Origin of the sequence: Saccharibacillus qingshengii, assembly GCF_013185195.1 — a bacterium.
Lineage (GTDB): Bacteria > Bacillota > Bacilli > Paenibacillales > Paenibacillaceae > Saccharibacillus > Saccharibacillus qingshengii.
The window spans coordinates 21,618-35,221 of sequence record NZ_JAAZWC010000001.1 but is presented as its reverse complement, the minus strand read 5'-3'; the positions used below and the strand labels follow the sequence as shown (position 1 = coordinate 35,221).

At 56.8% G+C, this 13,604-nt stretch carries 9 protein-coding genes; all 9 read right to left on the bottom strand.

Going from position 1 to position 13,604, the window contains the following annotated elements; genetic code table 11:
• The 9 genes from HRQ60_RS00115 to dapA all read right to left on the bottom strand — a co-directional run bounded on the left by HRQ60_RS00115 (position 1) and on the right by dapA (position 13,496).
• Positions 1-2,250, bottom strand: coding sequence for a glycoside hydrolase family 95 protein (locus HRQ60_RS00115; RefSeq protein WP_172193620.1), 2,250 nt, complete (start codon positions 2,248-2,250; stop codon positions 1-3).
• Positions 2,247-4,694, bottom strand: a complete 2,448-nt coding sequence (locus tag HRQ60_RS00110; protein ID WP_172193619.1) for a glycoside hydrolase family 31 protein — start codon at positions 4,692-4,694, stop codon at positions 2,247-2,249. Before HRQ60_RS00110 ends, HRQ60_RS00115 begins: the two co-directional genes overlap by 4 nt.
• A gap of 78 nt (positions 4,695-4,772) precedes the next feature.
• Positions 4,773-5,507 carry a response regulator transcription factor gene (locus HRQ60_RS00105; protein WP_172193618.1) on the bottom strand — a complete coding sequence of 245 codons (735 nt, stop codon included), beginning with the start codon at positions 5,505-5,507 and terminating at the stop codon, positions 4,773-4,775.
• Positions 5,504-7,237, bottom strand: a complete 1,734-nt coding sequence (locus tag HRQ60_RS00100) for a sensor histidine kinase (RefSeq protein WP_172193617.1) — start codon at positions 7,235-7,237, stop codon at positions 5,504-5,506. Before HRQ60_RS00100 ends, HRQ60_RS00105 begins: the two co-directional genes overlap by 4 nt.
• Before the next feature lie 75 nt (positions 7,238-7,312).
• Positions 7,313-8,869 (bottom strand): extracellular solute-binding protein, encoded by a 1,557-nt coding sequence (locus HRQ60_RS00095; RefSeq protein ID WP_172193616.1) that lies wholly within the window; start codon positions 8,867-8,869, stop codon positions 7,313-7,315.
• A 66-nt stretch (positions 8,870-8,935) separates the two neighbouring features.
• Entirely contained in the window at positions 8,936-9,817 is an 882-nt protein-coding gene (locus HRQ60_RS00090; protein WP_172193615.1) for a carbohydrate ABC transporter permease, read from the bottom strand.
• Between the two features lie 15 nt (positions 9,818-9,832).
• Positions 9,833-10,810: an ABC transporter permease gene (locus HRQ60_RS00085; RefSeq protein ID WP_172193614.1), complete on the bottom strand. Its 978-nt coding sequence runs from the start codon at positions 10,808-10,810 to the stop codon at positions 9,833-9,835.
• A gap of 154 nt (positions 10,811-10,964) precedes the next feature.
• Positions 10,965-12,392, bottom strand: a complete 1,428-nt coding sequence (locus HRQ60_RS00080; protein ID WP_172193613.1) for a family 43 glycosylhydrolase — start codon at positions 12,390-12,392, stop codon at positions 10,965-10,967.
• Positions 12,393-12,596: 204 nt separating this feature from the next.
• Positions 12,597-13,496 (bottom strand): 4-hydroxy-tetrahydrodipicolinate synthase, encoded by a 900-nt coding sequence (gene dapA / locus HRQ60_RS00075; protein WP_172193612.1) that lies wholly within the window; start codon positions 13,494-13,496, stop codon positions 12,597-12,599.
• Positions 13,497-13,604: the final 108 nt, after the last annotated feature.

Below are 13,604 nucleotides of genomic sequence, written 5' to 3'. Positions count from 1 at the left end.
TCAGGATTCCCGGCCGAACCTGTACGTGCGCCCGGCTTCCCCTTCAAACGTCACTGCGGCAAGCCCCGGGCCTTCCAGGCGGCAGAAGCCGCCCGAGGAGCAGGTGACGGTGACTGTCGTAATTTGGCGCGCCGCCCAGACGAAATCGAGGGTATATCCGCCTCTCGCCCTCAGTCCCCGTACGCTTCCTTCGTGCCAAGCCGAAGGCAGCGCGGGGAGCAGCGCGATTTCGCCGATGCGGCTCTGCAGCAGCATCTCGGCAATTCCGGTCGCGCCTCCGAAATTCCCGTCGATCTGAAACGGAGGATGATTGTCGAACAGATTGGGCAGCGTGGACTTGGCAAGCAGAGCCCGGACGTTGGCGTAAGCCTGTTCGCCGTCACGCAGCCGGGCCCAGAAATTGACGATCCAGGCCCGGCTCCAACCGGTATGTCCGCCTCCGCCGGCGAGTCTGCGTTCGAGTGTCGTTCGGGCCGCCGCGGCAAGTTCCGGCGTGCGCTGCGCGTCGATCGCGTCTCCCGGATACAGGGCGAACAAATGGGAAATATGGCGGTGGCCCGGCTCCGCTTCTTCGTAGTCTTCCAGCCATTCCTGAATCTGCCCGTATCGGCCGATCTGCGGCTTGGGCAGCCGCGCAAGTGCCGCGGATAATTCGGCCCGGAAAGAGGCGTCGATCTCCAGCGTTTCTCCGGCTGCGAGACAGGCTTCGAACAGCGACCCGATGATTTGACTGTCCATGCTGGCGCCCGTGCACAGCACGCCGGATTCGCCGCCGGGGAGCAGGTACGTATTTTCGGGCGATACCGAAGGACACGTGACAAGTCGGCCGCTCTCGTCTTCCGTCAGATAATCCAGCAGGAAGACCGCGGCTTCCTTCAACGTTTCGTACCGCTCCGCCAGAAAATGCGCGTCCTGGCCGAAGCGATAATGTTCCCACAGATGCAGACACAACCAGGCTGCGCCAAGCGGCCAGAACGAAGCCGGCACGTACGTATCCTGGGGAGCGGTGTCCGCCCAGATATCCGTATTGTGGTGGGCGGTAAACCCCCGGCAGCCGTACATGGATTGGGCCGTAACCCGTCCGGGTTCGCGCATCCGTTCGATGAGATCGAACAGCGGCTCGTGGCATTCCGCCAGATTGCAGGTTTCGGCATGCCAATAATTCATCTGCGTATTGATGTTGATCGTAAACTTGCTGTCCCAGGCCGGACTGAAACTGTCGTTCCAGATCCCCTGCAGGTTCGCCGGCAGCGAACCCGGCCGGCTGGAAGCGATCAGCAGATACCGTCCGTACTGGAAATAATCCGCGAGCAGTCCGTGATCGTCCTGCCCTGCGCCGAACCGCTTCAGCCTTTCGTCGGTCGGCAGGTGATCCCAAGAGGAATCTTCCGGCAGCCGCAGTTCCGTACGCGCGTACAAGCTGCGGTAATCGGCCGTATGACGGGCAAGCAGCCGTGCGTAGGGAATCTGCCAGAGTTCGTCCAACCGGTCTTTGGCTTCTTGTTCCGGATCAAGATGGCGGAAAGTCGTTCCGGCGGCAAGCAGCAGCGTGACGGAGCTTGCGCCCTCCACCACCATATGCTCGCCGATCGTGCGGCATTCGCCGTCTTCGACGTTCGCCCGGAGCACGGCGGCAAACGAACGGCCTCCCTCCCCGCCGCAGTGCCCGCGCATGGCAAGTCCGCAGCTCCGCCAAGGGTCCGTCCGCTCCATCGCTCTCCAGGACCCGCGGTCGAACCGCGCTTTGAAAGACAGCGCGCCTCGCCGGCTTGCCGACAGCCGGATCACGATCGCCTGACCGGGATAGCTTGCGAAGTGCTCCCGCGTGTACTCCACCTCGCCGATCCGGTAGCGGACCCGGCATACCCCGTTTTCCAGATCCAGTTCGCGCAGATACGCTTCGACCGGTTCGTCATGGCCGCCGAACGACAGCCGCAGATCGCCAAGCGGCAGATAATGCCGCTGGGCTTCGGGCATGCCGGCCATCGACATCGAGGCCAGCTCTTCCGCTTCCCGCAGACGTCCTTCCCCGATCAACTGCCGAACGGCGGGCAGATAAGCCAAAGCATCCGGGTTGTTGCGGTCGCGCGGACCTCCGTACCAGACGGAGTCTTCGTTCAGCTGGAGCCGCTCTTCCGCGGGGCGTCCAAAAATCATGGCGCCGAGCCTGCCGCAGCCGATCGGCAGCGCTTCGTTCCATTCCTGCGCCGGCTGTGCGTACCATAGGCGCCTGCCCGCTGCATTCGTCATCGGCGCTCCTCCCCGGCGGTGCCGAGCAGTCTGTCTTGATCGGCAATCACGACAGCATCACCGGTGTAATCGACGGTTCGGGAACCGCTCCGGCCTACGATCCGTACGAGGAACGAACGGGAATCGTTCACCCCTTCATAACGTCCTACCCGCGCTCCGATCGTCAGTTGGCGCTCGGATTCGGACCATTTGAGTTCGATCTCGGCAAATTCGCCGCGCTCGTACGCATACCCGTCGCCCGCGTCTTCGTACAAGATAAAGGAAGCGTCCGTTCCGGGATAGACGTTCAGGGTCACAAGCGAATCGGTCCGGTCGTCCGCATACTGCTGATTGCTTCCGGTCGGTACGATAGAACCCGCGCGCACGAACAGCGGAAGCGTGGCCAGATCCGCGGCTGCTTCGAGGGTTCGTCCTCCTTCGATCCGTTCTTCATTCCAGTAGTCATACCATTCGCCGCGGGGCAGATAGACGCTGCGCGATTTCCTTATGCCCCGGAGTTCCATCGAATCTGGCCCATAATACATAGGCATCGTGACGGGCGCGACAAGAAAAGCGGATCCGAACATGAACTGGTCGCCAATGTTGTGTACAAGCGGATCGCTGCGGTAATCGAACACCAGCGCGCGCAGCAGCGTATACCGGCGGCGGGCGATCTGTCCGGCATGCGAATACAGGTACGGCATAAGCGTATAACGAAGTTTCAAGTATTTCGCCAAAATATCGTATACCGGTTCACCGGAGCTTCCGAACTGCCAGATTTCTCTCGGCGTGTCGGTTCCGTGCGCACGGAACATCGGCAGGAACGCGCCAAGCTGGAACCAGCGCACATACAGCTCGCGATACCCCAAGTCCTTGCTGCCCTGAGCGTAATCGCCGTTCCAGAACCAGAGCGAAGGATCATTGCGGACAAAAAAAGCACCGATATCCAGCGTCCAATAAGGCGAGCCGGTCAAGCAGAAATTGAGTCCGTCCGCGATCTGGCTGCGCAGCGTCTCCCAGTTGGCGGACGTGTCTCCGGACCACGTGATCGTGGCGTAACGATGCTGGCCGCCGTAAGCGGAGCGGGTCAGGTTCACGACCCGCTTGTCTTCGCTCTCGCCTCGCTGCCCTTCATAGATGCCTTTGGCATGCAGAAGCGAATAAGCATTGATGAACTCGGGATCGAGATACCGCTTGCTCTCCGCGGTATTGAGCCGCATGCGCTCCTCGGGTTCCGGCTTCACCGCCCCTTTCCAGTCCGCTTCGAACGGCTCCGTGCAGTCGCACCACCAGGCATCGACCCCTTGGGCGAACAGTCCTTCCCGGCTCTGCTTCCAGTACAGTCTGCGGGCTTCTTCGTCAAAAGCGTCGTAGGTCGATCCGTTCCCGAGCAAAAATCCGTTTTCGTCCATTTCCCGGTGATTGTCCCCGCCCACGCTCATATTCGGCCAGATCGAGACCATCCATTTGACGTTCATCGCATGCAGCGCCTCCGCCAATCCGGCCGGGTCCGGGAAACGTTCCGGATCCAGCGATTTTTGGCCCCATAACGAACCTGTCCACGACTGCCAATCCAGCACGATCCCGTCCAGAGGCAGCTTCCGGCTGCGATATTCCCCCGCGACAGCCAGCAGCTCCTCGGCCGACACGTAGCGTTCTTTCGACTGGATATAACCGTACGTCCACTTGGGCAGCATCGGCGCATCTCCCGTCAACCCGCGAATTTCGCCTACGATCTGATCGAACTCCGGTCCATAGATCCAATAAAACTCCATTTCGTCGTCCGTATCGGTCCATAGGTATGAACCGAACGCATCGTCGCGAAAGTTCAGATACGAATAGGAATCGACCAGAATCCCGTATCCGTGGGAAGACAGCAGCACCGGAACGACCGCTTTGAGGTTTTGTTGGTACAGATACTGGTGCTTGCCCCGCAAATTCATCATGCCTTCTTCATGTGAGCCAAGGCCGTACAGCGCTTCGCCTTCCTGCCATACAAATTCCAGCTTCGTGCGGTACGCTTTGCGGTCGAATACCTGCCCCGTTTGCTGAGCCTCGGCCCTTAAGCCGTCCGCTCCGTACCGGGTTTGCGTTTGGGCCGGATCACCGTCAAACACCGTCCGGTACACGTCGGTCTCTTCCAGCGTTTTGCCGCCGCGCGGCGGTTCCTGCGCGAGCAGCGTTCCGTCGGCCGCCCGATAGGTAAAAGCGCAGGTGGCCTTATCGATGCGGATGCTGAACTTGCCGGCCGCGACCACCACATGCGAATCCTGCTCGGACAGCGTCCAGGGTACATGCTGCTTGGGACGCTCGACAACCATCAGACTGGGCCGGTTATGGAAAGCAGCTTCCTTCGTATACCGAATTCGGACGGAGGACGGCGTGCGAAATTCGATATGCAGCTTTCCGGCCGAAGTTTCCACGAACAGGCCTTCCGGATCTCTTGCATAAGTCAAAAGTTTCAAAGCGATCACAATCCTCTCGTCTCGTTATGAACGTACCGATGCCGCGAAGAAGGGACACGTTGGCAGCCGGCGAATCGCTTAAGGCCCGTCGGCGGCGGTGCCGCTGCCTTGTTCTTCCCGGTAAGATCCCGGCGTGACACCCGCGTACTTTTTGAATACTTTATTGAAATAATGTTTGCTCTCGATGCCGACGCGGCAGCCGATTTCCTGGGTCGACAGATGCCGGTGCGTCTTCAGCAGCTTCTGCGCTTCTTTGATCCGATAGGCGTTGAGATAGTTGACGAAGGTGTCGCCGATTTCTTTTTTGAACAAACTGCTGATATATCCGGGATGCAGGTCCATCAGATCGGCCAGATGATCGAGCGACAGATCGTTCATGTAATGTTCCCGGATATACGCCAGAATACGTTTCGTATGGCGGGTTCCTTCCGTATCCGGATCGGTGGGCAGGAGGCTCTCGATATTTTTCAGGATGCCCGAAATCTCGTCCTTATCGAGCGGCTTCAGCAAATAGTCGACTACCCCGCAGCGGAGCGCCCTGCGTACGTACTCGAAATCGTCGTGTCCGGTCAGCACGATGAACCGCTCGCACAGTCCCACCTCTTTGGCTTCCCGCATCAGATCGAATCCGCTGCGTTCGGGCATATGTAGATCGGTCACCGTGACATCGGGCATATACGCTTTCATCACTTCGATCGCTTCATAGGCATTGCCGGCCGAACGCACTTCGCTTCCGATCGAAGCCGCGTCCTGAACGACTTTGACCAGGCCCCGCAGAATGATCGGTTCGTCGTCGACGATCAACAGTTTCATGGGTATTCCGCTCCTTTCTCGATTCGGAGAGTCAAGACCGTTCCTTCTCCCTGGCGGCTGTCGATCACAAGCTTCGAACGGCCGCCAAAAAACGACTTGACCCGCTCGCTGACATTGATCAGGCCGACACTTTGCTCGCTTTGCCCAGGCGGATCGGACAGGCCTGCCTGTTCCAGCGCGGTCTGCAGCCGAATCAGCCGCCCGGCTTCGATCCCGCTTCCGCTGTCCGCGATCCGGATATGGATCTCGTCTTCGACCTCCCGGACACTCAGCTGGATATGAACAGGCTTGAGCGTGGACGCCGCCCCGTGAACGATGCTGTTTTCGACGAGCGGCTGAAGGATGAAGCGGGGACAAGCGATCCGTTTCGTATCCACGTTGATGTCCATTTCGTACGTAAGCCGGTTCTGCAGCCGCATTTTATGAATATTCAGGTAAAAAACGACCGTCTCGATCTCTTGGGCGAGTACGGTTTGATCGTCTTGGGGAGACAGACTGTACCGCATCAATTTGCCGAACCAATAGGAGATATCCGCCACTTCCCGATCGTTGTTCGACTCGGCGAGCATCCGGATCGTTTCGAGCGTGTTGTACAAAAAGTGCGGTTTGATCTGGGCTTGGAGCACTTTGTAAGCGGCTTCTTTATTTCTCAGCTCGGCGCGATGCACGTTGTTGATCAGCTCGTCCATCCGTTCGATCATGGAGTTGTAGGTTACGGTCAAAAATCCGATTTCGTCCTGGGCATGCGGGGCATCGGCTGCGATGACGTACTGCTTCAGGTTGTCGTCGCTCAGCGTGCGCATATGGCTGGCCAAAGCGAGAATCCTTTTGGTGAGAGTGGAGGCCAGCATGTAATAGATCGCGGATAATCCGGCAAGCAGGAACCCGATCAGCGACAGAAGCACGAATTCCTGCCTTTTGACCGAACGGAACACTTGATCGACCTGCCCGGTCACGACCAACCGGACTCCCCATTCTTCAAGCTTCACCTGATTCACAATCGTTTTTCCGTCTATAAAAAAAGCGTTCCCTTCGCCGGCCAGCCGCTGCGCGATCTTCGGATCAAGGTTCTCCGCTTCGCTTGCGAACTCACCGTCCCCGGACAGCAAAACCGCTTTCCAATCCCCGTCGATCCCCGCCGCTTCCTGAAATCGTTTAAACAAGGTCCCGTTTGTCCGAAGTTCCAGCAGACCGATCCGTTCCGTATATTGGGCATTGTACAGGTATTGATAATAGTTCCACACCGGAACTTCGGGTTCAGATTCGCGCCGGATCCAGATCCCCGTGCCCGGCTTGAGCGCCTGCACCTGCGCCGCAATGCCGGGATTCAGCTCGGCGATGTCCAGAAAATAATCGCTTATGGTGAACACGCCCTGCTTCATTTTGTAGACGGCAAGCGACTGGATCGCCGGATCGGCAAAATACGACTGGGCATAGACGGGACGTATGTACCGGATAAACGAATAGATGCTTTCCCCTTCTACCGGGTAGGCTCCGTCCAGATAATCGGTCAGGTACGGGTTGTACTGCATCATGCGATGCACCGATTGAATCCGGGCAAAGTCCGTTTTCAGGTTGGAATACGCCTGCTCCAGCACTTTCTGGCGGCTTTCCACGAATTGCCCGGTCAAATTCCGATACGTCTGCGCATAGTACAGATACCCGAATCCGATGACCGGAATAAAAATAAGGAGCATGTACCCAAGAATCATCTTGCGCATGATACTCATGGGCCGCTCTCCTCTCGCTCGCCGGGCTTCTTCAACCGCAAAGTCCGGCAGGGAGTTCTCCCTGCCGGCCCTACCCTATTCGAACAGTGTTTTTTTATCCTGATAAATCCGGTTCGCCCAATCGACCAGCTTATTCAATCCGATCGATTCGGCGGTTTCGATCATTTTCTCGTAATTGGCAACCGCCTCTTCTTCGGAAGCGGCCAGATAGATTTTCACTTTTTCGTTTTTGATCATTTCGTCGATTTTGGTCTTGGTCGTCTTCTCTCCCGAATCGGGCTGCGTCTGGATCAGACCGAGTTCCGGCTTGTACTCCGTAATCTCTTTTCTTTGCATCAGCGCTTGGGTCTTCTGCGTGCCTTCCACGTAACCCTGCAGCCCTTCCATCACGCCGTCGTTGTACAGGTACCACCACTTGATTCCGTTTTTGTTGATGAAATCGGAGTCGGACGGATCGTATTTCAAATCGGGGTATCCTTTTTCATTCCAGGTCCAGTGCTCGCCTTCCACGCCGAACATCGTCAGCTTTTTGCCTTCGTCACTCGCCAGATACTGCAGGAACTTGATCGAAGCTTCGGGATCCGCGTTTTTCTTCGTAATAAACGTTCCGGCAAATCCAAGTCCTGTGCTGACGATCTTCGTCTTTTCGGAAAGTGCGCTCGGCAGCATGGTGAAACGGTAGGACTGGCCGGCTTTTTCAAGCTTGATATTGTCCGTATCGGCCGTACTGACGGTATGGCTGTGCGCGAACGCTTTGCCGCTTGTTGCATATTGGTCGTCGATCTGATCGTTGGTGTAGGCGAAGTTCTCTCCCAGCACGTATCCGTTTCGATACAGCTCATTCATGAATTTGAAGAACTCGAGCATCTCCGGCTGCCGGATCGCGTAATCGACTTGGCCGCCCTGTTCGTACCAACCGTCAAGCAGCGCTTCCACGCCGAACTGCTGCAAAAAATACTGTTCCAGCCAATCTTTGTCCATAATCAGCGGAACCATATCCGGGTACTTCGACTTCACCATGCCCAACACCTTCATAAAATCGTCGGTCGATTTGATCGGAGGATTGCCGAGTTCTTGCATGATGTCTTCCCGAACGGCGATACCGGGATTGCCGTCGCTGCCGATCGCGTATTTGTTGGCGGCCATCTCTTCCTGCGTCGCAAACGAATTGCGCACCGTGTAGAAGTTCCCGTCGTCCATCGTATGGATCGCGATCCGGGTCGGATCGATCTTGAAATCGGGCGCGTACTGGCCGATCAGTTCGTTCCAGGGATAGGACAGCTTGGAATCCGACATCCGGTCGATATTCGAGTTGGTAAACACGAGGTCCGGAAGATCCCCCGAGGAGATCATCAGCGGAAGCTGCTTATCGTCCGTGGCGACGGTGACTTTCAGCTTGACGCCTGTTTTTTCCGTAATCTTGTCGGCAACGGGGCCTTTCCATTCTTTGACCGGATACCAAGGCGCATCGATAAACAGCGTCAGTTCTTTGACTCCGTCCGCATCGGCCTGCGCTTGGGGAGCCGCTTCGTTCTTCTGCGTACCCCCTCCGCCGCAGGCCGATAACGGAGCAAGCAGCAGCAGACCCGACAGCGATAACAACAGCGATTTTTTGCAGCGTTTCATGTCCATTTTCTTAACCCCTCCATTGTATAGAAATGACTCTCGCCTTTGATACCGCAGGCGCCGTGTGCCCGATCAGCCTTTGACCGAGCCGAGCATGATACCCTGAATGAAATACTTTTGCAGAAAAGGATAGACGCAGACGATCGGAGCAACGGAGATCACCATGGCCGCAACCTGCAGCGAATAGCTGGTCACGCCTGCCGAAGCGCTGTTGGCGGCCGCGACCGCGTCCATCGGCGCATTGCTTCTATTAATGACTTCCATCATACGAAAAGCAAGCGTTCTCAATTCTTCCGATTGGACAAAGTAGGCGGAGTCGAGCCAGGAATTCCATTGACCGACGCCGACGAACAGCCCCATCGTCGCAATCAGCGGCATCGAAACCGGCAGGATAATGCGATAAAACACGACCAGTTCGCGCGCTCCGTCCATATGGGCGGATTCTTTGAGTTCAACGGGGATGTCCCGGAAAAACGAAATGGCGATCAGCAGAAAAAACGTATTAAGCATCGAAGGAATAATGTATACGCCGAAGGTGTTCAGCAGACCGATCGAACGCAGCACCACGTAGTAGGGAATAAGGCCGCCCGAGAAATACATGGCGAAAATGATGATCGTAAAATATGTTTTGTGAAACAGCAGATCGCGGTGCGATAGTCCGTAAGCGACGAGGCACGTGAACAGAACGCCGAGTACCGTGCCGCTGACCGTTCTGGCCACCGTAACCAGGAACGCTTTGTACCAGGCGGGATCGCTTAGAAACTGGGAGTAATTCTCAAACGTAAAGCTTCGGGGCCAGAAGTACATGCTGCCCAGCAGCGAATCGGTCCCTTTATTGAACGACAGAATCAGAATGTAATAAAACGGATACAGCATGGACACCAGGATCAGAAACAAAGCGACGTTGACGAGCGTGTCCATGATCCGGTCTTTTTGCCGCTGCTCGAGATTCATGGTCCTCCCTCCTTTCTAGAATAGGCTCGAGCCGGAAGCCCGCTTGGCGATGTAATTGCTGGAGAAGATCAGCACGACCGAAATGACGGACTGGATCAGGTCGATCGCGGCCGCGTAGGAGAATCTGCCGTCTTTGAGACCGACTTTGAACGCGTAGGTCTGCACGATCTCGGAAGTCGGATTGTTGATGCTGTTGCCGAAAAGGAAAGCCTGCTCGAAATTCGAACCGACCATGCCGCCTCCGAGAATGCTGCCGATCGTCAGGATCAGCACGACGACGATCGTTCCTTTCATGCCGGGCAGCGTAATGTGCCGGATGCGGGACAATCGTCCCGCCCCGTCGATCTGCGCCGCCTCGTACAGCGAAGGATTGATGCCCGCGATCGAAGCCAGGAAGATGATCGTCCACCATCCGACTTCTTTCCACACCGCGCTGCCGACCGCCAATCCCCAGAAATAATTCGGGTTGGTCAGTATGTCCAGCGGCTTGTCGATCCAGCCCAGGCCCATCAGCAGCTTGTTGACCATGCCGATATCGGTGGACAGCAGCGAGAAGGCGAGCCCGACCACGACGACCCACGAAATAAAATGCGGGAGATAGCTGACCGTCTGGACGATCCGTTTGAAGCCGTTATTTTTCGCTTCGTTCAGCAGGATCGCCAGCAGGATCGGAGCCGGGAAAGTGAACAGCACTTTGAGCAGGCTCAGAATCAGCGTGTTGCGGACGATGGTCACGAATTGGTAATCGTGCACGAATTCGTCGAAATGGCGAAATCCCACCCACTCGCTTGTAAAAATGCCTCCGATGCCGTCCGAGATCGAATAATCTTTGAACGCCATCAGAATGCCGAACATGGGCGTATAAGCGAAAATCAATAAAAAGAAAAGGCCGAGTCCGACGAACAGGTGCAGGGTTCCCTGCTTTTTAAATAGCTTCCAGTACTTCGTTTTCGGTTTGTCGATCGAGTGCTGACGTTCCGCATGCGTGTTCAAATCCGCGTGCCCCCTTTCTTGTATTCAGCTTACTCCCGCGTAGGAAGACGACGTAAGCCGACATATTCAAGAAAGCGTTATCATTTTTGCATATCCGGCCTCTTTCTCAGCAAAAAGCTCCTTCCCGCGAACGGAAAGGAGCCGGAATTCGTACCTATTCCAACGTGAACGAAGCGAGAGCCGCACTGCCGCTGCCCCGGTAAGTCAGATACAAAGCCTGCACGCCGTCGGGAACAGCCACTTCCGTTTCATACTCCGTCCAGACATTCGTAAAGCCTACCGGGATTTGACCGAGAACGGGACCGTCCCACGATGTCCGAATCTCAAAAAGTCCCTGGCAGTAGCCTCTGACTCTGATTTTGACTTTGCCGATGCCTGCGCAGTCGAAATACTTGAACCCGGCGGAAGCTGATTCCGTCATATTCGCGATGTACCCGACTTCTTCGTCACCGTCTCTGCCGTCCTGCGTAATCTTCGGAAAGCGGCTGTCCATCCAGGCGCCGTGGCGGCCGAACCCTCCGCTGTACCTTTCGTCTTCCCCGGTAAACAAATGGCAGGCCAGGTAGGCCGGATATTCGCCGCGGCCTTCGAGCGGTCCGCCGTTCGCTCCGCAGGACGTGATCTCCGCCTGCACGATTTGTCCATCCGGCCCGAATTCCAGAGGTTCGATACAGCCCTGACGGGAAAAAGCCGTTCCGTTCGTATGCCGATGGTAAAAGACGTACCAGCGGCCGATAATCTCGATCATGCTGCCGTGGTTGTTGCCTCCGTAATACATCGGCTTGCCGGCCGGCTTGTACGTATCGATATGCAGATCGCAGTTGCTGACCACAACCCCGCCGTACTCGAATCCTTCGAGGGGACTTCGGCTGGTCGCATAGCACAGTTCGTGCATCGAGACCGACGAATAGATCAGATAATACGTATCGCCTTTTTTTCGGATCGAAGGCGCTTCAAAAAATTCGTACCGCTCAAAGCCGCTTCCTTCGCCGTACGGCTGGCTGGGAATCACGAAAGACGGCTCCCGCACGACGGTCAGCATATCCGGTGCAAGCCCCGTCGCCATGGCGCCGTGCCTCGAAGCATCGCCCGGCGCGCAAAATCCGGTATACAAATAGACGCGGTCGCCTTCGGTCAGTACGGCGGGGTCGAACTGCGGTTCGTCTCCTTCCCGTTCCCCGAGCCGCGTACCGTCCGGGTAGCTCACGTACCCGTAGAAGCGGTAGCGGCCTGCGGGCGTATCGCATACGGCAACCGATACGACAGGAACTTTATCGAGCACGTAATACAGATAATACCGTCCGTCGATGCCGCGGGTCACGTCCGGCGCGTACAGACACATCCGGCCTTCGGGGTCGAGCGGATCGTCCGTGCTTCGGTAGATCGTTCCTTCGCAGCGCCAATCGGTCAGATCTTGTTCCGGTGCCGACCAGCAGACGTAATCGTTCAGGCAAAAAGCATGTCCGTTGAACCGGTCGTGCGAACCGTAGACATACACTCTTCCTTCGAAAACGTAAGGTTCTCCGTCCGGCACATATTCCCAGGAAGGCAGATACGGATTGAATCCCTGCTTTTGCGTCATGTCGAGTTCATTCCCGTCTATATTGGATTGGTTGGATACGGAACCCGCCGGGTAAGCGTTCTCATTTGGAGTTCATGGTTTCCGCTTTCAAAGAATAAAGACGATTCGGCGGTTTTGTCAATGCAAAAAGACAGCCCGGTACATATCGATATGCACCGGACTGTCTATTCCAAAAGGCAATGCCTGTGATCCAAAAATCTTATCTTACATCGCGAGCGCATCGCCCGGAAGGACGCCTGCGTGCAGCAGCTTGCGCTGCAGCTCTTCGCCGATTGGGACCATCGGCAGCCGCAGCGTGCCGTGTGCGATCTGTCCGAGCTCGGCCAGCATCCATTTGATCGGCGCCGGGTTCGGCTCTTCGAACAGCAGACCGATCAGCGGCAGCAGTTGTTCGAATCCTACGCGCGCTTCGTCCAGCCGGCCCGACCGGAAGTTCTGGTACAGGTTCAGGAACGCTTCCGGGCGAACATGCGCCGAAGCGGACATCCCGCCCGCCGCTCCGGCTTCGAGGAACTCCAGCAGCCGGGCGTCGTCGCCGCACAGGAACGGCTTGACGGGACCGGAAGCCCGCAGCGTTCGCAGCAGGTCCGTGCTGCCGGAGCAGTCTTTCAATGCCGCGACGTTGTCCATGTCCAGAATCGTGCGTACCGTATCGGTCTCCATCCGCACGCCGGTGCGAGCCGGAATTTCGTAGACGATGACCGGCAGCCCGACTTCCGCGATCTTGCGGAAATGCTCGATGATGCCGCGCTGCGAAGGCTTGTTATAGTAAGGAACGACGGCCAGCACGGCATCGGCGCCCAATTTGCCGGCGAGTTCGGTCTTCTTGACCGAAGCACGCGTATCGTTCGTTCCCGTCCCGAGTACGAGCGGAATTTTCGCCGCGCCAATCGCGGACTTGGCGGCAGCGGACAGCAGGCTCAGTTCTTCCGGGCTTACGGTCGGCGATTCGCCGGTCGTGCCGTTCACGACCAGACCGTGCATGCCCTGCGCGACGAGAGACGAAGACAATTTGTGGAACGATTCGAGATCGAGTTCCCCATTTGGCAAGAAAGGCGTGATGATCGGCATATAGATGCCGTGCAGCTGTTGTTCGGTTAACATTGTATTTCCTCCCAGCAGGCTTTTGTTAATTCTACTGTAGCATGGAAAGATTCATCGACGTTAGCTATAATAAGTGATGGGAAGTATCAATTATTTTGATGAATAACC

Bases quoted from the DNA above. Each gene is read 5' to 3' on its own strand.
- dapA (WP_172193612.1), bottom strand. From the start codon at position 13,496: ATGTTAACCGAACAACAGCTGCACGGCATCTATATGCCGATCATCACG.
- HRQ60_RS00095 (WP_172193616.1), bottom strand. From the start codon at position 8,869: ATGGACATGAAACGCTGCAAAAAATCGCTGTTGTTATCGCTGTCGGGT.
- HRQ60_RS00100 (WP_172193617.1), bottom strand. From the start codon at position 7,237: ATGAGTATCATGCGCAAGATGATTCTTGGGTACATGCTCCTTATTTTT.
- HRQ60_RS00080 (WP_172193613.1), bottom strand. From the start codon at position 12,392: ATGACGCAAAAGCAGGGATTCAATCCGTATCTGCCTTCCTGGGAATAT.
- HRQ60_RS00105 (WP_172193618.1), bottom strand. From the start codon at position 5,507: ATGAAACTGTTGATCGTCGACGACGAACCGATCATTCTGCGGGGCCTG.
- HRQ60_RS00115 (WP_172193620.1), bottom strand. From the start codon at position 2,250: ATGACGAATGCAGCGGGCAGGCGCCTATGGTACGCACAGCCGGCGCAG.
- HRQ60_RS00090 (WP_172193615.1), bottom strand. From the start codon at position 9,817: ATGAATCTCGAGCAGCGGCAAAAAGACCGGATCATGGACACGCTCGTC.